This window comes from Porifericola rhodea (assembly GCF_030506305.1).
In the GTDB taxonomy this organism is placed as follows: Bacteria; Bacteroidota; Bacteroidia; order Cytophagales; family Cyclobacteriaceae; genus Catalinimonas; species Catalinimonas rhodea.
Genome location: NZ_CP119421.1, coordinates 295,094 through 312,360 on the forward strand (window position 1 = coordinate 295,094; position 17,267 = coordinate 312,360).

The window sequence follows — 17,267 nt, forward strand, 5'->3', positions numbered from 1 at the left end:
AAGGAGCATGTAGCAAATGGCTAATATCTCCAGAGAACTTTTGTGCCAACATTAAACAAATTGTATACCTGGCTCTGTTTAAATGATAAGCTGAAACAACAATAATTATTGTATTTTAGACTTAGCTGACGGCTAGACTTCACAGTTTTGTATGCTCAAAAACTTAGTAATAAAAAATTATGCCTTGTTAGAGTCGCTGGAGATGGAACCCTCTTCTGCACTCAACATCATTACCGGTGAAACTGGCGCTGGTAAATCTATTATGCTTGGTGCCATCGGCCTCCTGCTAGGCAATCGTGCTGATAAAAAGAGCCTTTACAATGAAGAAAGCAAATGTGTGATAGAAGGCACCTTTACGGTCAATAAGTATCAGTTAGAATCTATATTTGATCGCGAAGAACTGGATTATGATCCTGTCTGTATCCTTCGTAGAGAAATTACACCCAGTGGTAAGTCTCGTGCCTTTATTAACGATACTCCGGTAAGGCTGGAAACGATGAAGGGCGTAGGCAGGTTTATGGTTGATATCCACAGCCAACACGATAGCTTACTTTTAGCCAACCATGAGTACCAGCTTGAAATTATTGACGCGTATGCTGATAATGAAAACCGTCTAAAAATCTATCAACAGAGCTACTACAAACACCGTAGAGCACAGGGCGAGTATGATCAGCTTCGTAAGCAGGCAGCTGATATGAAACGTGAGGCGGACTATCATAACTTCCTGCTAGACGAGCTTCACAAAGCCAAACTACAAGAGGGAGAGCAGGACAGGCTGGAAGAGGAGCTTCAGATGATGGAAAATGCAGGTAACATTAGAGAACAGCTTAACCTCTTAAATACCCTACTGGCCAATGATACGCATAGCATTGACGATATGATGGTACAGGCCAAACAGGCAATCTCTAAAATATCAGGCTATTCGCAAAAGTATGAATCGCTTTATCAGCGATTGGAAAGTTGCCTGATTGAACTCCGAGATATTAATAATGAAGCAGAAAGTGCCGCGCTGGAAGTTGACTTTGACATGGAGAAAGTAAAGACTGTACGTGAGCGTGTAAACCTGATTTATCAACTTCAGCAGAAACATCAGGTAGACTCTGTAGGTGCTCTGCTGGAAATACAGGCTGATCTGGAAAGAAAACTGGAAAGGGTAATGAATCTGGATCATGATATTGAGCACCTAAAATCAGTAAAAGATGCGGCTTACCATGAGATGATGGTGCATGCCCAAAGCCTTAGCGTATCCCGACAAAAAGTATTTCAGAGTTTTTCTGAAACCATATCTAAGCTGCTTAAAAATTTAGGTATTCCGGATGCCTCTATAAAAATTGAACGCAAAAATATTGAGCCTTATAGTAATGGAATAGATGAAGTTAATGTCCTTTTTAGTGCTAACAAAGGTATAGCTCCTCAGGATATTAAAGCAGTAGCCTCTGGTGGAGAATTCTCTCGTTTGATGTTTTGTATCAAATATGTACTCGCCGATAAAATTTCTTTACCGACTATTATTTTTGATGAGATTGATACCGGAGTTTCAGGAGAAATTGCCATCAAGATGGTAAATATGATGAAAGAAATGGCTCAAAACCATCAGGTGATTGTAATTAGCCATTTGCCACAGGTAGCTGCTAAAGGTGATGCTCACTATTTTGTCTACAAAGACAATAGCTCTAACAAAGCTGTCAGTAAAATTAAGAGACTAACTTCTGACGAAAGGATAGAGGAAATTGCTAAAATGATTGGAGGTAGTAACCCTTCCAGCATTGCCTTTGAAAATGCTAAAGAACTACTGGCCTGACATCTTTAGACAAAGCTCAGCCATTAATTATGAGCTAATTTATAAGGGCAGATGTAATAAGGGAGAGCCTTTTGCTCACACCTAAACACTAATATTATTGCTTATTGGTAGCTCCCTTTTAGCTTGTTTTATAGTAAGCCTGGCATTTTTTAAGTTTTACTCATAAATATCAACACTCTTTTCGTAGGTTGAGAAGGTCAATACCTAGAGCTTGTAATAGCAAAACTAGTAGCTTACTTTACGGCTTTTGCTAATAGTTACAGCATTATAGAAGCCAACCACCCCTCCTAATAAATGAGACTCCCAGGACATACCATTTTGCGTAGGCAGAATACCATAAAATAGTCCTCCATAAATGAACATAATTACCAAGGAAATAAGGAGAGACTTAAAGTCTTGACGAAAGATACCGAAGAAAATCAGGAATGAAGCTAGGCCATAAATTAACCCACTAGCCCCTATATGAAAAGCCGGTCGGGCAAACAGCCATACCAGTACTCCGGTAAGAAAGTAGCACTGCAGAAATACGCGATTGGCTATTTTACTATAAAACATGTACAGCATAGTACCCAAAAACAAGAGAGGAAAAGTGTTTGAAGCCAAATGTTTGAGCCCTCCGTGCAAGAGTGGCGCTGTAACGATACCTACCAGCCCCCTGATAGTTCGTGGCCATATGCCAAAGAGGGCAAAGTCTACCTGATAAGAATACTCAAATAAGAGAATTGCCCACATAAACATCACCAGCCGTGCCGGAACAATAATACTTTTACTAATACTCTGCATGATATTAATTTTCTTTCCCGGCAAGCACCGAGGCTGTCGTTTTAAGCTTTATAATAAGTGGAAGGTGATCACTGAACCCACCATGATAACGGTATCCCACATAGGTTCGTTTTGGTTTATAGCCACCATAAGTTCTATCCTCTTCTAGCAACCAGTCTGGATGAAAGATATCAGCTTCCGCATACAACATATTAGGCCCATTAACAGGCCTTAAGTTCTTATTAACCCAGACATGATCAAAATGACTCCAAAGTCCCTGATGTTTATGGGTACCTTCAAAGCTTTTTAAGCTAATGACCTCAAAACCGTTGGGGCCATTGGTTAAGTGTTGCAAGCTAGGGTCAGCAGGCGTATCATTAAAATCTCCGGTAAAAATTATAGCAGCCTCAGGTTCAGCCACTAAAATTGAGTCTGCATACATTCGTAGAACCTTAGCAGCGTGTATCCTTCTACCTTCTGAAGCTTTGCCCCCTCCATAACGAGACGGCCAATGGTTTGTGAATAAATGGAAATTCTGGCTATGATTAGCATTAGCTTTAATATGAATAATATCTCTGCTTTTTCGGTTTGGGTCCTGCGGAAAAGATAAGCGAATAAAACTGGTATCGGACACCTCTATTTGAGATGCCCGGTATAAAATGGCTAAATCTATTCCTCTACGATCTTCAGACTCCTGATGAATAATCTGGTAGCCACCTCTCAAGAGTGGAGTACGCTCAATTAAGTCCTTTAAAACTTCATTGTTTTCTACTTCTGCTAAAGCAATCAGGTCTGGTAGTTCCCATCCGCCTGTGGCAACTAATGTTTTGTAAATCGCAAAAAGCTTTTGCTGATAGCGCTCATTGCTCCAACCTCTGATACCATAGGGTAAAAATTCTTCATCCCTCGTAAGGGTATCATCTTTTGTATCAAAAAGGTTTTCTACGTTCCAGAATACAATCTTTGTTTCTTCTTCACCTCTCCCCTCTTGCTGAGACCAGCCGGTTAATGAAGCGAATAAACACAATAGTAGCAGTCCAAGTATTTTCATTGTACTGAATTTGCTACAAGTTAAGTCTAGCTACTTGCTTATTTGCTTTAATAGTTACTCTTACATTACTTAAAGTGGAATATTTCCATGTTTCTTCTTTGGTAGTTGATCTACCTTGTTCTCTAACATCTTGAAAGCCCGCATTAGCTTATGACGCGTTTCTCTCGGGTATATTACTTCATCTATATAACCTCTTTGAGCAGCCATATAAGGATTAGCAAATGTTTGAGTGTATTCATCAATTTTCTCCTGAAGTTTAGCCTCCGGATCTTCAGCGCTGGAGATTTCCTTTTTAAAGATTATTTCTGAAGCCCCTTTAGCACCCATAACCGCAATCTCGGCACTAGGCCAGGCATAATTCATATCTGCACCAATGTGTTTGGAGTTCATTACATCATATGCTCCCCCATAAGCTTTGCGAGTAATTACTGTCACTCGCGGGACGGTAGCCTCACTAAAGGCATAGAGTAATTTGGCTCCATTAGTAATAATTGCATTCCACTCCTGATCTGTGCCAGGCAAAAACCCGGGTACGTCTTCCAACACTAAAAGAGGAATGTTGAAGCTATCGCAAAAGCGCACAAAACGGGCTCCTTTGACGCTGGCACTGATATCCAGAACTCCGGCAAGAGTAGCCGGCTGATTACCAACAATTCCAATGCTTCTGCCACCCAGCCTGGCAAAACCTATCACTATGTTTTCAGCATAATTCTGATGCACCTCCATAAAACTATTCTCATCTACTATTCCATTCACTACATCCCGCATATCGTAGGGTTGGTTAGGGTTTTCTGGTACTATGTCATCCAGTGTGGGGCGACTTTCATCCTCCTGTAACTGATAAGGTAAATGAGGAGCATCTTCTTCACAATTTTGAGGCATATAGCTAAACAGACGCCGAATATCTTTAATACACTGCAATTCATTTTTGCAGGCAAAATGTGTTACACCACTTTTAGTGCTATGGGTGAGGGCTCCCCCAAGTTCTTCGGCGGTTACATCTTCGTGGGTCACTGTTTTTACAACATTGGGGCCGGTTACAAACATATAAGAGGTTTTTTCTACCATAAAGATAAAATCCGTAATGGCCGGCGAATACACAGCCCCGCCTGCACAAGGCCCCATTACCGCTGATATTTGAGGAATTAGCCCCGAAGCTAACGTATTGCGGTAGAAAATATCAGCATATCCACCTAAAGAGACTACACCTTCCTGTATACGAGCACCACCAGAATCGTTTAGCCCGATGATAGGAGCGCCATTCTTCATGGCCAAATCCATAATCTTGACAATCTTTTCCGCATGCGCTTCTGATAGTGAGCCTCCAAAAACAGTAAAGTCCTGAGAGTATACATAGACCAGACGTCCATCTACAGTACCGTAACCGGTGATTACTCCATCACCCAGATATTTTTGCTTTTCCAGACCAAAAGAGGTACTACGATGTTCAACAAATTTGCCAGTTTCTTCAAAAGAACCTTCATCCAAGAGCAACGCAATTCTCTCTCTGGCTGTAAGTTTACCTTTATCGTGTTGTGCCTTAATTCGTGTTTCCCCACCACCTTCCAGTGCTTTCAGGTTCTTTTCTTCCAAAGTCTTAAACTTCTCCGCTTTCGTGGCTAGCTTTGTGGTAGTCCCTTTTTGGCTGTCTTTCATAGTAAATATTAATTTATTTGTCTTAAATATAGTTATATATAAGAAACCATTTATTTTCGCATAGCATTTAGATATAATAAATGTATATACACCATACTCCCCCTCAGGAGTAGTTCTACTGATATGGAGAAGCAAAGAATAGCCGTTATTGATCTAGGCACCAATACATTTCATCTGCTGATTGTTAGTGTTGATACCCGTCAGCGCTTTCATATGCTTCATCGTGAGCGTAAGGCTGTGATGATTGGTCGTGGAGGAATTACTAAAGGGGTGATTAGTGAAGAAGCGCAGTTACGTGCATTGTCGACCATTACGCATTTTAAAGAGGTTATTGATCAGTATGAGGTAGACCATGTAGTGGCTACTGCAACCAGTGCATTTCGCAATGCTAAAAACGGACAAGCTATTACCGAAAAAGTATTGGAACATACTGGAATCAGCATAGATATTATCTCTGGAGATACAGAGGCGGAGTATATCTTTTATGGAGTAAAAGAAGCTATGCCACTGAGTGAGGAAAACGCGCTTATTATGGATATAGGTGGTGGAAGTGTGGAGTTTATTATTTGTAATGCTGAGGAAGTACTTTGGAAACAAAGTTTTGAAATTGGAGCTCAGCGCCTACTTGACCTTTTTGATATAAAAGATTCTGTCTCCAAAGAAAACGTCCATGATTTGTTACAGTACTTTAATGAGCAGCTTCAGGATTTAACAGACGCAATAAAAAAATATAAACCAGAAAGCCTGATAGGTGCCTCAGGTACTTTTGATACCCTAAGCGATATTTATGTTATAGACCAGAATATTGCAGTGGCTCCAGATGCTTCTGAACTCCCTCTCTCTTATGACTTTTATTTAAAAACACATCAGGAACTGTGCGAAAAGAACCATAATGAACGCATGAAAATACCCGGCATGATAGCTCTTAGAGCAGATATGATAGTGGTAGCTTCATGGCTTATCTATTTCGTACTGGATAAATATTATATCAGACAGATCAGGGTGTCTGCCTACGCACTCAAAGAAGGACTACTCCGATGTGTAACAAATCAACTTATAGCAAACCAGTAACAGCGTTACATGCAGCATTTTACTTATTCTGACCTACATCAATTTACTTATAATATTTTCAAAAAATTAGGCTGCCCTGAGCATGATGCACAGCTTGCTGCCGATGTACTACTGAAAGCTGACCTTAGGGGAGTAGACTCGCATGGTGTAGCACGCCTTATTGGTTATGTTCGGCTATGGGAAAAGAAAAGAATTAATGTAAAACCTAAAATTACTATAGTGCATGAAACACCCAGTACTGCGGTAATTGATGGTGATGAGGGTTTAGGCCTAGTAGTAGCTCCTTTTGCTATGCAAGTAGCTATGGAAAAAGCGAATACCGCTGGTACCGGCTGGGTTAGTGTCCGAAACTCTAACCATTTTGGTATAGCTGGCTATCACGCAATGATGGGACTGGAAAAAGAGATGATTGGTTTAGCTATGACTAATGCCAGCCCATTAGTAGCTCCTACCTTTGCTAATGAGAGATTGCTTGGTACTAATCCTATAGCAGTTTCCATACCAGCGAGCCAGCAACCTCCCTTTGTGGCTGATTTTGCCACAACTACTGCTGCCAATGGTAAATTAGAAATATTGCAACGAAAAAAAGCTAAAGCACCCTTAGGCTGGGTACAGGATGCACAGGGAAAACCCTCTGAAGATCCTCATGAGCTGGCAGATGGTGGAGCCTTACTTCCTTTAGGCAGTGATAGAGAGCGTGGAAGCCACAAAGGCTACTGTCTGGGTTCTATTGTAGATATTTTCTCCGCTGTTTTTTCTGGAGCTAACTATGGCCCATGGGTTCCTCCCTTCGTTAGCTTTTTGCCTCTAGCTAAAGATCCTGTAGGTAAAGGAATAGGACATTTTCTTGGTGCTATGCGCATAGATGCTTTTCAGCCGGCTGATGACTTTAAGCAACATATGGATCAGTGGATTGGAAGGTTTAGAAGTGCCAAGCCTATTGAAGGAGAAGAAAAAGTATTGATTCCAGGAGACCCTGAGCGGGAGATGGAAGCAGAAAGAATGGAGCTGGGCATACCTCTGCTAGAGCCAGTAGTAAAAGATCTGCAGGAGCTTGCCCAGAGATTTAAAGTAGATTTTATAAAGTAAATCCTACATTAAGCACCCAGGGGCTATTGTAGGGAGACCTTTGGCTATCGTACATAACATTGTACATAGCCGATAATAAAATAGCACCTCTTCTGCCTAGGGGCTGATATAATCCTCCACCTATAAAAAAGCCTGATACCCAGTCTCTCACAAATCTAGGTTCCTGGTTGATGTAAGTGAGATACTCTGTATTTAAACTTTCAAACTGTGTCTGGGCAAAAAACTGACTCCCTATCAGATGTCTAGCAAACAAACTACCGCCATAGATACTGCTACCTTCAAAACCTTTGTACTTCAGGTATCTGTAGGTAAAACCAGGGCCTGCAGTAAACTTATCAGTAAAACGATAGCCAATCATCGGAGAAAGGTCAATATAAGTTACTGAACCAAACTGAAGGCCGAAATTTCCTCCTATACTTACTCTTTCAAAAAAATCACTATTGCTAGGAGAGTTCCTTTCCCTACTTACCTGATCGCTTTTCTCCTGAGCGTAGGTAGACAGACTTACATAACTAAATAATACTACAAAAAATATACGCTTCATACGTGGAAATGAATTATTGCTTAACGATGACATATACATCTTCATCTGGCTTCTTCATCAGGTATTTTTCACGCGCAAACTTTTCTAGTAATTCATCATTACTTAAAAGCTCCTCTCTCTCAGATTCAACTTCTTTAATTTTTTCCTGATAAAATTCCTTTTCTTTTTCTAAAGTATTGAGTTTTCGAGTTAGTGTAATCTGTGATCCTATATCGTTTGTATCCAGAAATAACATCCAAACCACAAAACCTATGGAGAAAAGGAAGTAAAAGCTTTTAACGAAATTTGGCAATTTGTGTAAAGGATTCATACATAGCCATTTTATATGTTAACGTATCGCAACATAAATTGATTATATACGCCAAAAAAAGAAATGCAATTCAAAATTGAATTGCATTAATCTAATCAAATTTATGCTAATCTCTGTAAGCTCTTACAATAATTTTGCCGGATAGTATGCCATCTGGCCTAATTCTTCCTGAATTCTTAACAACTGATTATATTTTGCCATTCTATCAGAACGAGACGCTGAACCAGTTTTAATCTGGCCTGCATTAAGTGCTACAGCAAGGTCAGCGATAAAGTTATCCTCAGTTTCTCCAGAACGGTGAGAGATTACACTCTTGTATCCATTTCTTTTTGCAAGGTTAACTGCATTAATGGTTTCAGTTAGTGTACCAATCTGATTTACTTTGATCAGAATCGCATTTCCTACCCCTTGATTAATTCCATCCTGAAGACGCTCTACATTGGTAACAAAAAGGTCGTCTCCTACTAGCTGACACTTATCTTTGATCAGGTCAGTGTGAGTTTTCCAACCTGCCCAGTCATCTTCGCTCATACCATCTTCAATAGAAATAATAGGATACTGATCTACCCACTCTTTCCAGTAGTTAGCCATATCAGTAGAAGAAAGCTCTTCTCCTGAAGAAGCAAATTTGTATACACCTTTTTCGCTATCGTAGAACTCAGTAGAAGCAGCATCAAGTGCAATAAACATTTCCTCGCCAGGCTTATACCCTGCTTTTTCTATGGCCTGTAGTACAACTTCAATCGCCTCTTTATTAGAAGCAATATTAGGAGCAAACCCACCTTCATCTCCTACATTGGTAGAAAGGTTTTTGCTTTTTAGTACACTTTTTAAGTTATGGAATACTTCAGTACCCATTCTTAAAGCCTCAGAAAAGCTCTCTGCTTTTACCGGCATAATCATGAATTCCTGAAAGTCAATAGCATTATCCGCATGGCTACCTCCGTTTAGGATATTCATCATAGGAACAGGCAAAGTATTGGCATTTACCCCTCCAATATATCTATACAAAGGCTGAGCAAGTTCTTGTGCAGCAGCTTTAGCAACTGCTAAAGAAACACCTAATATTGCGTTCGCTCCTAATTGTGACTTGTTAGGCGTACCATCCAGATCAAGCATGGTTTGATCTATCAGGTTTTGCTCGTAAATAGATACTCCTAATAATTTCTGAGCAATAGCATTGTTAACATTGTCTACAGCTTTAGTCACACCTTTACCGACAAATTTACCTTTGTCGTTGTCTCTAAGCTCAACGGCTTCATGCTGTCCGGTAGAAGCTCCTGAGGGAACAGCAGCACGACCTAATACATTATTTTCGGTCAGAACATCTACTTCTACAGTAGGATTTCCTCTGGAGTCTAATATTTGACGGGCGTGAACTTTCTTGATAATACTCATAAGATAAAAAGTTAGTTAGGCTTTAAATATGGCGCAAATTAACAGATTGAAACGAATTATGCCTTCATCAACTCAATGAATTGATCAAAAAGATACTGCGAATCGTGTGGTCCGGGAGATGATTCCGGGTGATACTGAACTGAAAAGGCTCTTTTATTAAGCATCTTGATTCCAGCTACTGTATTGTCATTCAGGTTAATATGAGTCACCTTTAGATCAGATACATTCTCTGCTTCCTCAAGGTTTACTGAGAAACCATGATTCTGAGAAGTCATCTCACATTTACCGCTTTCAAGGTTTTTAACAGGATGGTTCAATCCACGATGACCGTGATGCATTTTGTAAGTAGATATATTATTAGCACGAGCCAAAATCTGGTGTCCAAGACAAATACCAAATACAGGCTGATCTTCTCCAATAATGTTTTTCACGGTATCAACCGCATAATCCATAGCCTCAGGATCACCGGGTCCGTTAGATACGAAGTAACCATCAGGTTTCCAGGCTTTCATCTCTTCGTATGTGGTTTTTGCAGGAAAGACTTTACAGTAGCAACCTCTTTCTGTAAGGTTCTTCAAAATACTGGTTTTAATACCTAGGTCTAAGACAGCTACTCTTTTTTGCGCACCTTCTTCCGTTCCTACCATATACTCTTCTTTAGTACTTACAATAGAAGATAGCTCTAATCCAGCCATTGAAGGTACTTGCTCAAGAAACTTCTTGAGTTCGTCAAGGTCAGTAATGTCTGATGAAACAACAGCGTTCATGGCTCCTTTAGAACGAATATGTCTTACTAATTTTCGCGTATCAATATTCGCGATTCCGACAATACCGGAATCTTCAAGATACTTTTGTAAATCATGATCCGCTTTTTCTCTGCTATAGGTATCGGAGAAATCATTAACGACTAATGCACTTATTTTAGGTGTATCTGATTCCTGTTCAGCATCTAAAACACCATAATTTCCAATGTGAGAAGTAGTATTTACAATAATTTGACCGTAATAAGAGGGGTCTGTGTAGATTTCCTGGTAGCCAGACATACCAGTATTGAAGCAGATTTCTCCGCCTCTGGTTCCCACTTTACCGATAGCATTTCCATGAAAACAGGTTCCATCTTCTAAGAGCAATACAGCTGGTGCCTTTTTAACAAGCTTCATAGGATATTTTTGAGCAAATTGATGAATAATATTATAAAAAAAAAGGGACTAAGCTGAGTATAAAAAACAGCTTAATCCCTTTGGAAAGAATAACGAAATATTATTTGTTTTCTTTGTCTTCTGAGTCACTTGAATCATTAGATTCGTTTGCTTGATTGTCAGTAGTATCTTGTGCTTCTTCAGCACTAGCATCAGCTGCCGCTTCATTAGCAGTAGCTTTAGCCTCATTTTTATTATCAGTTTCTTCTGTAGTAGCCTCATTAGATGCGGCTTCCTGCTTAGGAGCTGATTTTTTTGATCCACTACCACTCCTACGGCTTCTTCTAGTACGAGATTTCTTAGTAGTATCTTCCTGAAGATAAGTCTCGTTAAAGTCAACAAGTTCAATCATACACATCTCTGCGTTGTCTCCTAGACGATTTCCCAATTTAATAATTCTGGTATATCCGCCTGGTCTGTCTGCTACTTTCTCTGCCACTTCATTAAAAAGAACTCTGGCTGAGTTTTTATCCTGAAGGTAAGAGAAAACCACCCTTCTAGAGTGAGTTGTGTCTGATTTAGATTTGGTAATCAAAGGCTCAACATATTTTTTCAATGCTTTTGCTTTGGCTACCGTAGTAGTGATTCGTTTATGTAGAATCAAAGACGTAGCCATATTTGCCAGCATCGCTTTACGATGTGGAGCGGTACGCCCTAAATGATTGAATTTTTTTGCGTGTCTCATTACTTCCTTACTATTTTCAGCTAACTGCTTATAGTCAGATGTTAATCTTCGTCTAATTTATACTTACCTACATCCATACCAAAGGAAAGGTTCTTGTCAGCGACAAGCTGCTCTAACTCTGCCAATGATTTCTTACCAAAGTTGCGAAACTTCATCATATCAGAAATCTCAAGCTGAACCAAGTCGCCGAGTGTTTTCACATCAGCAGCTTTGAGACAGTTATAAGCTCTTACAGAAAGGTCAAGATCGTTAAGAGGAGTTTTCAGCAACTTTCTCATGTGTAGCATTTCCTCGTCAACCGTATCAGGCTCACCCTGTTGAGGAGTCTCAAGGATCATGTTTTGGTCAGAGAATAACATGAAATGCTTGATCAAAATATTAGCAGCACCTTTCAAAGCATCTTCAGGGTGGATAGACCCATCAGTTTCAATATCCAGGATCAATTGCTCGTAGTCAGTACGTTGCTCAACCCTGGTGTTCTCTATGCTAAACTTAACGTTTTTAATAGGAGTAAAGATTGAGTCAATAGCAATAACACCAAAGCTCTGGTCATTTTGCTTATTTTCTTCAGAAGGAACATATCCTCTACCCTTCTCTACATACAGCTCCACCTCCATATCTAAAGAGTCATCCAGATGACAGATTACATGATCTGGATTCAGGACCTCAAAAGAAGTCACACTATTCTGGATATCAGCACCGGTAAAGCTAGATTGGTTTTTGATAGGGATAACAATTTTGTTATCCACAAAATCATCAGTTACCTTCTTGAAACGAACCTTTTTAAGGTTCAGAATCACTTCAGAGATGTCCTCTACAATACCATCTACTGTAGAAAACTCATGCATAACTCCCGGCATTTTTAATCCGGTAATTGCATACCCCTCAAGCGAAGACAACAATATTCTCCTTAACGCATTACCAACAGTAACCCCATAGCCTCTTTCAAGTGGTTTGAAAGTGAACAGACCGTGAAAATTGTCTGCCTTTTCCATCACCACCTTTTCGGGCATTTGAAATGCTAGTATTGACATATTATTTAGGTATACTTCGTTTAAAAATTGTGATAAGAGAAATCTACCTTACTTAGAGTACAATTCAACAATTAATTGCTCTTGAATATTTTCAGGAATTTCATCTCTCTGAGGAACATTGTTAAATCTACCTGCCATCTGAGACTTGTCCCACTCTAGCCAGCTAAAGCGACTAGCACTGTGAGAAGCAAGGCTATCAGTAATAGCAATAAGAGATTTAGACTTTTCTCTTACACCTACTAAGTCCCCAGGCTTCACTTGATATGAAGGTACATTTACAACTTCGCCATTAACAGTAATATGCTTATGACCAACAAGTTGTCTCGCTCCTCTCCTGGTAGGGGCAATTCCTAATCTGAATACTACGTTATCCAGTCTAGATTCAAGTAGTTGAAGAAGAATTTCACCAGTAATCCCCTGGCTGCTATTTGCTTTCTCAAATAGGTTAGCAAATTGTCTTTCCAATACACCATAAGTGTATTTAGCTTTTTGCTTAGCCATTAACTGTACAGCATATTCAGACTGCTTGCGACGTCTTCCTCTACCATGCTGTCCAGGAGGGTAGCTTTTCTTTTGTAAAGCCTTACTCGGACCGAATATTGGATCGTTAAATTTTCTTGCTACTTTAGACTTAGGGCCTCTATATCTTGCCATAATCGTGTATCGTATTTTATACTCTTCTTCTTTTAGGTGGACGGCAACCGTTGTGCGGTAATGGAGTTACGTCTTTGATCATAGTAACTTCCAAGCCTGTATTTTGTAGTGTACGAATTGCAGATTCACGTCCGGCACCAGGGCCTTTGATAAAAACCTCAACTTTGCGCATCCCCAAATCGTAAGCAACCTGAGCACAGTTAGCAGCAGCAGTTTGAGCTGCATAGGGGGTATTTTTTTTAGAACCCTTAAAGCCCATCTTACCAGCAGAAGCCCAAGACACTACCTGTCCAGACATATTGGTAATAGAGATGATGATATTGTTAAATGAAGCTTTTATGTGAGCTTGTCCTGCGGACTCAACCGCAACTACTCTCTTTTTTGCTTTATCTTTTCTTTTCTGAGCCATATCTATTTAACTCTACTTAGTAGCTTTCTTTTTATTTGCAACAGTCTTACGCTTACCTTTACGGGTACGGGCATTATTCTTAGTCTTTTGTCCTCTAACAGGAAGACCTCTTCTATGTCTAAGTCCACGGTAACAACCTATATCCATAAGTCGTTTAATACTCATTTGTACTTCTGACTTAAGAACACCCTCAACCTTCAATTCATTGGCAATGATCGAACGTATAGCATTAGACTCATCATCAGTCCACTCACCAACTTTTTTGTTAAGGTCAATACCAGCTTCAGTAAGAATCTGCTGAGCAGTGCTTCTACCAATGCCGAAGATATAGGTTAAACCTATTTCTCCTCTTTTATTATCGGGGATATCTACGCCTGCAATTCTTGCCATAATTAACCTTGTCTTTGCTTAAATCTAGGGTTCTTTTTATTAATAACGTACAACTTGCCCTTTCTTCGGACAATTTTACAGTCGGAACTGCGCTTTTTAATAGATGCTTTTACTTTCATAGTTTACTTATATCTGTATACTATCCTTCCTTTAGTTAAATCATAAGGTGACATTTCAAGTTTTACTCTGTCACCAGGTAATATCTTAATGTAATTCATTCTCATCTTACCAGATATATGCGCGATCACCTGGTGGCCATTTTCAAGCTCAACTCTAAACATTGCATTTGATAATGCTTCGGTTATAGTGCCATCTTGCTCAATGGATGCTTGTTTAGCCATAGTTGCTTTTTCTAAAGTTTAAAAAAGTTATATAAGATAATTTTATGCAACAGCAGCATTTTCAGACCTACCTTTAATGCGCCCTGACTTCATCATTCCTTCATAATGACGCATAAGCAAGTAACTTTCTATCTGCTGTAAAGTATCTAGAATTACTCCTACCATAATTAGAAGAGAAGTACCTCCATAGAAATAAGCAAACTCAGTAGTAATACCAGCTACGCTTGCAATGGCTGGCATAATGGCGATAATAGCCAAGAATAAAGAGCCAGGCAAAGTGATTCTAGAAAGTACGGAATCTATAAACTCTGCAGTAGGTTGACCCGGTTTTACACCAGGAACAAATCCACCGTTTCTTTTCATATCGTCCGCGATCTGCTTTGAGTTAATCGTGATTGCGGTGTAGAAGAACGTAAATAGAATAATTAAAATTCCAAATACTAAATTATACTGCCAAGAAGTAAAATCTGCGAAAGTACTTCCAATTGCTGCCGCTATATCGTTGTTATCTGCCCAAATACTGGCTATTAAACCAGGTAGAAACATAAGGGATTGAGCAAAGATGATAGGCATTACACCAGAGGCATTTACTTTTAAAGGAATATACTGACGCTGTCCGCCATAGACTTTGTTACCTACTACCTGCTTGGCATATTGTACGGGTATTCGTCTTACTGCCTGAGTCAGCATTACAGCTGCCATGACAACGAAGAATAAAGCTACAATTTCAATTACAAAAAGGAGCGCTCCGTTCATTCCTTTAGAAAGGAACTCTGCCACAATTGCTCCGGGAAAACGAGAGATAATACCTATCATTATTAGCATAGATATACCGTTTCCAATTCCCTTATCTGTAATTTTTTCTCCTAACCACATGCAGAAAATAGTTCCTGACGTAAGAATGATTAGCGCGGATACAGTAAAAAAGAACCTGTCAATCATAATAGCCTCGGCAGGCACAGCGTATGATAAATACCCTACACCTTGACCGAAGGTGATAAAGATTGTCAGTATTCTGGTGATCTGAGTAATTTTCTTTCTTCCCGAATCACCTTCTTTTTGCAATCTTTGGAAATAAGGAACAGCGACCGTTAATAACTGAATCACAATAGATGCCGATATATAAGGCATTATTCCTAAACCAAAAATAGAAGCATTACTGAAGGCTCCTCCAAGAAAAGTATCTAGTAAGCCAAATATACCACCAGCGTCACCCTCAAGACGAGAAGGATCTACACCAGGTAATACAACAAAAGATCCTAATCTAAAAATGATAAGGAACCCTAATGTATTTAGAATCCTGGTTCTGAGCTCTTCAATAGAAAAGATATTCCGTATGGTGGTAATAAATTTTTTCATGGCTCTATTGTTTTTTAACGGATCCTCCAGCAGCTTCAATAGCCTTTTCAGCAGTTGCAGAAAAAGCATGAGCTTCTACTTCAAGCTTAGCACTAAGCTCTCCGTTTCCTAATATTTTTACTTTATCATTCTTTCCAACAAGTCCGTACTTCTGTAGACTTTCAACAGTGAAACTACTTTCACCAGTTTTTTCAGAAAGAGTTTGTAACTGCCCTATGTTTACAGTGCCATAAGCTACACGATTAGGGTTTCTAAATCCAAACTTAGGAACTCTACGTTGTAAGGGCATCTGTCCACCTTCAAATCCTTCTTTCTTCTTATACCCTGATCTTGATTTAGCACCTTTATGACCTCTAGCTGCAGTACCACCTAAGCCAGAGCCTGGACCACGTCCAATTCTCTTTCTGGTTTTCACAGAGCCTTTAGCAGGTTTTATTGTATGTAAGTTCATCTGTTTATGCTTCAGTAACGTTGACTAAATGAGAAACTTTACGCACCATTCCACTAACCTGAGGAGTATTCTCTACTTCAACGGTCTTGTTAATTTTCCCTAAACCTAAAGCCTGTATAGTAGCTTTCTGTTTTTTAGGACGCTTAATGGCGCTCTTAACTTGAGTAATTTTAATTTTTGCCATAATATCAACCGTTAAAAACTTTCTCTAAAGTAACACCTCTTTGTTCTGCTACAGCATAAGGATCTCGCATATTAGCCAATGCATCAAAAGTAGCCTTAACAACATTATGGGGGTTAGAAGATCCTTTTGATTTAGCAAGTACATCATGCACTCCAGCACTCTCAAGTACCGCGCGCATAGCACCACCAGCAATTACTCCAGTACCAGGAGAAGCTGGTTTAATTAGCACAAATCCTCCTCCATACTTACCAAGGGTTTCATGAGGGATAGTTCCTTTAAGAATAGGTACTTTAAGAAGGTTCTTCTTAGCGTCATCTACACCTTTAGTGATAGCATCAGTTACTTCATTAGCTTTACCTAAGCCATAACCAACAACGCCATCTCCATTTCCAACCACAACAATAGCTGCAAAGCTAAATCTTCTACCACCCTTAACCACCTTAGCAACTCTTTTTATAGCTACTACGCGTTCTTTAAGGTCTATTTCGCTTGCTTTTACTGATCTTACGTTTTGTGCCATTTAATTAAAATTTTAATCCCCCTTCTCTAGCACCCTCAGCTAAAGCTTTCACTTTACCATGGTAGATATAACCTCCTCTATCAAAAACCACTTCAGATATACCATTAGCCACTGCCTTCTCTGCTATTTTCTTTCCTACTGCTTTAGCTATATCTAAGTTAGCGTTCTTTGTCTCTACTTCTACAGAAGTAGCATGTGCTAAGGTATTACCCAACTCATCGTTTATAATCTGAGCATAAATCGCCTTATTGCTTTTGTATACAGATAAACGAGGGCGTTCAGAAGTACCGCTCAATTTACGGCGGATACTTTTTCTTATTTTATTTCTTCTTTGAAGCTTCTTATTAGTAACAGCCATT

At 39.5% G+C, this 17,267-nt stretch carries 22 protein-coding genes; 3 read left to right on the forward strand and 19 right to left on the reverse strand.

What is annotated here, in order from left to right; all coding sequences use genetic code 11:
- The first annotated feature begins 151 nt into the window (after positions 1 to 151).
- The gene (gene recN / locus PZB74_RS01230) at positions 152 to 1,801 is read left to right on the forward strand and encodes a DNA repair protein RecN (protein ID WP_302240111.1); all 1,650 of its coding nucleotides are present in this window, start codon (positions 152 to 154) and stop codon (positions 1,799 to 1,801) included.
- 225 nt (positions 1,802 to 2,026) lie between these two features.
- Here the strand turns inward: recN and PZB74_RS01235 are convergent, their stop codons facing one another.
- The 3 genes from PZB74_RS01235 to PZB74_RS01245 form a co-directional block, all read right to left on the reverse strand.
- Entirely contained in the window at positions 2,027 to 2,584 is a 558-nt protein-coding gene (locus tag PZB74_RS01235; RefSeq protein ID WP_302240113.1) for a rhomboid family intramembrane serine protease, read from the reverse strand.
- 4 nt (positions 2,585 to 2,588) lie between these two features.
- Complete coding sequence (locus PZB74_RS01240) at positions 2,589 to 3,614, reverse strand: endonuclease/exonuclease/phosphatase family protein (RefSeq protein WP_302240115.1); 1,026 nt, start codon at positions 3,612 to 3,614, stop codon at positions 2,589 to 2,591.
- 69 nt (positions 3,615 to 3,683) lie between these two features.
- Positions 3,684 to 5,270, reverse strand: coding sequence for an acyl-CoA carboxylase subunit beta (locus tag PZB74_RS01245; RefSeq protein ID WP_302240117.1), 1,587 nt, complete (start codon positions 5,268 to 5,270; stop codon positions 3,684 to 3,686).
- A 123-nt stretch (positions 5,271 to 5,393) separates the two neighbouring features.
- On the opposite strand from PZB74_RS01245, the gene PZB74_RS01250 reads away from it, so the two are divergent.
- Positions 5,394 to 6,341, forward strand: a complete 948-nt coding sequence (locus PZB74_RS01250) for a Ppx/GppA phosphatase family protein (RefSeq protein ID WP_302240119.1) — start codon at positions 5,394 to 5,396, stop codon at positions 6,339 to 6,341.
- Between the two features lie 9 nt (positions 6,342 to 6,350).
- Positions 6,351 to 7,430 (forward strand): Ldh family oxidoreductase, encoded by a 1,080-nt coding sequence (locus tag PZB74_RS01255; protein WP_302240121.1) that lies wholly within the window; start codon positions 6,351 to 6,353, stop codon positions 7,428 to 7,430.
- Here the strand turns inward: PZB74_RS01255 and PZB74_RS01260 are convergent.
- The 16 genes from PZB74_RS01260 to rplR all read right to left on the reverse strand — a co-directional run bounded on the left by PZB74_RS01260 (position 7,420) and on the right by rplR (position 17,266).
- Positions 7,420 to 7,974 carry a hypothetical protein gene (locus PZB74_RS01260; RefSeq protein ID WP_302240123.1) on the reverse strand — a complete coding sequence of 185 codons (555 nt, stop codon included), beginning with the start codon at positions 7,972 to 7,974 and terminating at the stop codon, positions 7,420 to 7,422. The genes PZB74_RS01255 and PZB74_RS01260 overlap by 11 nt on opposite strands.
- A 13-nt stretch (positions 7,975 to 7,987) precedes the next feature.
- On the reverse strand, positions 7,988 to 8,284 hold the full coding sequence (locus PZB74_RS01265; protein ID WP_302240125.1) for an FtsB family cell division protein: 297 nt from the start codon (positions 8,282 to 8,284) through the stop codon (positions 7,988 to 7,990).
- A 123-nt stretch (positions 8,285 to 8,407) separates the two neighbouring features.
- A complete protein-coding gene (gene eno, locus PZB74_RS01270; RefSeq protein WP_302240127.1) occupies positions 8,408 to 9,682 on the reverse strand; it encodes a phosphopyruvate hydratase in 1,275 nt (424 codons plus the stop codon).
- 56 nt (positions 9,683 to 9,738) lie between these two features.
- Positions 9,739 to 10,842, reverse strand: coding sequence for a glutamine-hydrolyzing carbamoyl-phosphate synthase small subunit (gene carA, locus PZB74_RS01275; protein WP_302240129.1), 1,104 nt, complete (start codon positions 10,840 to 10,842; stop codon positions 9,739 to 9,741).
- Positions 10,843 to 10,942: 100 nt separating this feature from the next.
- A complete protein-coding gene (gene rplQ / locus PZB74_RS01280; RefSeq protein WP_302240130.1) occupies positions 10,943 to 11,566 on the reverse strand; it encodes a 50S ribosomal protein L17 in 624 nt (207 codons plus the stop codon).
- A gap of 41 nt (positions 11,567 to 11,607) precedes the next feature.
- On the reverse strand, positions 11,608 to 12,600 hold the full coding sequence (locus PZB74_RS01285) for a DNA-directed RNA polymerase subunit alpha (protein WP_302240132.1): 993 nt from the start codon (positions 12,598 to 12,600) through the stop codon (positions 11,608 to 11,610).
- Between the two features lie 48 nt (positions 12,601 to 12,648).
- On the reverse strand, positions 12,649 to 13,254 hold the full coding sequence (rpsD, locus tag PZB74_RS01290) for a 30S ribosomal protein S4 (protein WP_302240134.1): 606 nt from the start codon (positions 13,252 to 13,254) through the stop codon (positions 12,649 to 12,651).
- A gap of 16 nt (positions 13,255 to 13,270) precedes the next feature.
- Entirely contained in the window at positions 13,271 to 13,663 is a 393-nt protein-coding gene (rpsK, locus tag PZB74_RS01295) for a 30S ribosomal protein S11 (RefSeq protein ID WP_302240136.1), read from the reverse strand.
- Between the two features lie 12 nt (positions 13,664 to 13,675).
- A complete protein-coding gene (rpsM, locus tag PZB74_RS01300; protein WP_302240138.1) occupies positions 13,676 to 14,053 on the reverse strand; it encodes a 30S ribosomal protein S13 in 378 nt (125 codons plus the stop codon).
- A 2-nt stretch (positions 14,054 to 14,055) separates the two neighbouring features.
- Entirely contained in the window at positions 14,056 to 14,172 is a 117-nt protein-coding gene (ykgO, locus tag PZB74_RS01305; protein WP_277477557.1) for a type B 50S ribosomal protein L36, read from the reverse strand.
- 3 nt (positions 14,173 to 14,175) lie between these two features.
- Positions 14,176 to 14,394, reverse strand: coding sequence for a translation initiation factor IF-1 (gene infA, locus PZB74_RS01310; protein ID WP_277477556.1), 219 nt, complete (start codon positions 14,392 to 14,394; stop codon positions 14,176 to 14,178).
- Between the two features lie 42 nt (positions 14,395 to 14,436).
- Positions 14,437 to 15,753, reverse strand: a complete 1,317-nt coding sequence (gene secY / locus PZB74_RS01315) for a preprotein translocase subunit SecY (protein WP_302240143.1) — start codon at positions 15,751 to 15,753, stop codon at positions 14,437 to 14,439.
- 4 nt (positions 15,754 to 15,757) lie between these two features.
- The gene (gene rplO, locus PZB74_RS01320) at positions 15,758 to 16,204 is read right to left on the reverse strand and encodes a 50S ribosomal protein L15 (protein ID WP_302240145.1); all 447 of its coding nucleotides are present in this window, start codon (positions 16,202 to 16,204) and stop codon (positions 15,758 to 15,760) included.
- A 4-nt stretch (positions 16,205 to 16,208) separates the two neighbouring features.
- Positions 16,209 to 16,388 (reverse strand): 50S ribosomal protein L30, encoded by a 180-nt coding sequence (gene rpmD / locus PZB74_RS01325; RefSeq protein WP_302240146.1) that lies wholly within the window; start codon positions 16,386 to 16,388, stop codon positions 16,209 to 16,211.
- A gap of 4 nt (positions 16,389 to 16,392) precedes the next feature.
- Positions 16,393 to 16,908 carry a 30S ribosomal protein S5 gene (gene rpsE, locus PZB74_RS01330; RefSeq protein ID WP_302240147.1) on the reverse strand — a complete coding sequence of 172 codons (516 nt, stop codon included), beginning with the start codon at positions 16,906 to 16,908 and terminating at the stop codon, positions 16,393 to 16,395.
- A 4-nt stretch (positions 16,909 to 16,912) separates the two neighbouring features.
- Positions 16,913 to 17,266: a 50S ribosomal protein L18 gene (rplR, locus tag PZB74_RS01335; RefSeq protein ID WP_302240148.1), complete on the reverse strand. Its 354-nt coding sequence runs from the start codon at positions 17,264 to 17,266 to the stop codon at positions 16,913 to 16,915.
- Position 17,267 lies beyond the last annotated feature (1 nt).

Coding starts and splice junctions, on each gene's coding strand:
- recN (WP_302240111.1), top strand. CDS start 152: ATGCTCAAAAACTTAGTAATAAAAAATTATGCCTTGTTAGAGTCGCTG.
- PZB74_RS01235 (WP_302240113.1), bottom strand. CDS start 2,584: ATGCAGAGTATTAGTAAAAGTATTATTGTTCCGGCACGGCTGGTGATG.
- PZB74_RS01240 (WP_302240115.1), bottom strand. CDS start 3,614: ATGAAAATACTTGGACTGCTACTATTGTGTTTATTCGCTTCATTAACC.
- PZB74_RS01245 (WP_302240117.1), bottom strand. CDS start 5,270: ATGAAAGACAGCCAAAAAGGGACTACCACAAAGCTAGCCACGAAAGCG.
- PZB74_RS01250 (WP_302240119.1), top strand. CDS start 5,394: ATGGAGAAGCAAAGAATAGCCGTTATTGATCTAGGCACCAATACATTT.
- PZB74_RS01255 (WP_302240121.1), top strand. CDS start 6,351: ATGCAGCATTTTACTTATTCTGACCTACATCAATTTACTTATAATATT.
- PZB74_RS01260 (WP_302240123.1), bottom strand. CDS start 7,974: ATGAAGCGTATATTTTTTGTAGTATTATTTAGTTATGTAAGTCTGTCT.
- PZB74_RS01265 (WP_302240125.1), bottom strand. CDS start 8,284: ATGAATCCTTTACACAAATTGCCAAATTTCGTTAAAAGCTTTTACTTC.
- eno (WP_302240127.1), bottom strand. CDS start 9,682: ATGAGTATTATCAAGAAAGTTCACGCCCGTCAAATATTAGACTCCAGA.
- carA (WP_302240129.1), bottom strand. CDS start 10,842: ATGAAGCTTGTTAAAAAGGCACCAGCTGTATTGCTCTTAGAAGATGGA.
- rplQ (WP_302240130.1), bottom strand. CDS start 11,566: ATGAGACACGCAAAAAAATTCAATCATTTAGGGCGTACCGCTCCACAT.
- PZB74_RS01285 (WP_302240132.1), bottom strand. CDS start 12,600: ATGTCAATACTAGCATTTCAAATGCCCGAAAAGGTGGTGATGGAAAAG.
- rpsD (WP_302240134.1), bottom strand. CDS start 13,254: ATGGCAAGATATAGAGGCCCTAAGTCTAAAGTAGCAAGAAAATTTAAC.
- rpsK (WP_302240136.1), bottom strand. CDS start 13,663: ATGGCTCAGAAAAGAAAAGATAAAGCAAAAAAGAGAGTAGTTGCGGTT.
- rpsM (WP_302240138.1), bottom strand. CDS start 14,053: ATGGCAAGAATTGCAGGCGTAGATATCCCCGATAATAAAAGAGGAGAA.
- ykgO (WP_277477557.1), bottom strand. CDS start 14,172: ATGAAAGTAAAAGCATCTATTAAAAAGCGCAGTTCCGACTGTAAAATT.
- infA (WP_277477556.1), bottom strand. CDS start 14,394: ATGGCTAAACAAGCATCCATTGAGCAAGATGGCACTATAACCGAAGCA.
- secY (WP_302240143.1), bottom strand. CDS start 15,753: ATGAAAAAATTTATTACCACCATACGGAATATCTTTTCTATTGAAGAG.
- rplO (WP_302240145.1), bottom strand. CDS start 16,204: ATGAACTTACATACAATAAAACCTGCTAAAGGCTCTGTGAAAACCAGA.
- rpmD (WP_302240146.1), bottom strand. CDS start 16,388: ATGGCAAAAATTAAAATTACTCAAGTTAAGAGCGCCATTAAGCGTCCT.
- rpsE (WP_302240147.1), bottom strand. CDS start 16,908: ATGGCACAAAACGTAAGATCAGTAAAAGCAAGCGAAATAGACCTTAAA.
- rplR (WP_302240148.1), bottom strand. CDS start 17,266: ATGGCTGTTACTAATAAGAAGCTTCAAAGAAGAAATAAAATAAGAAAA.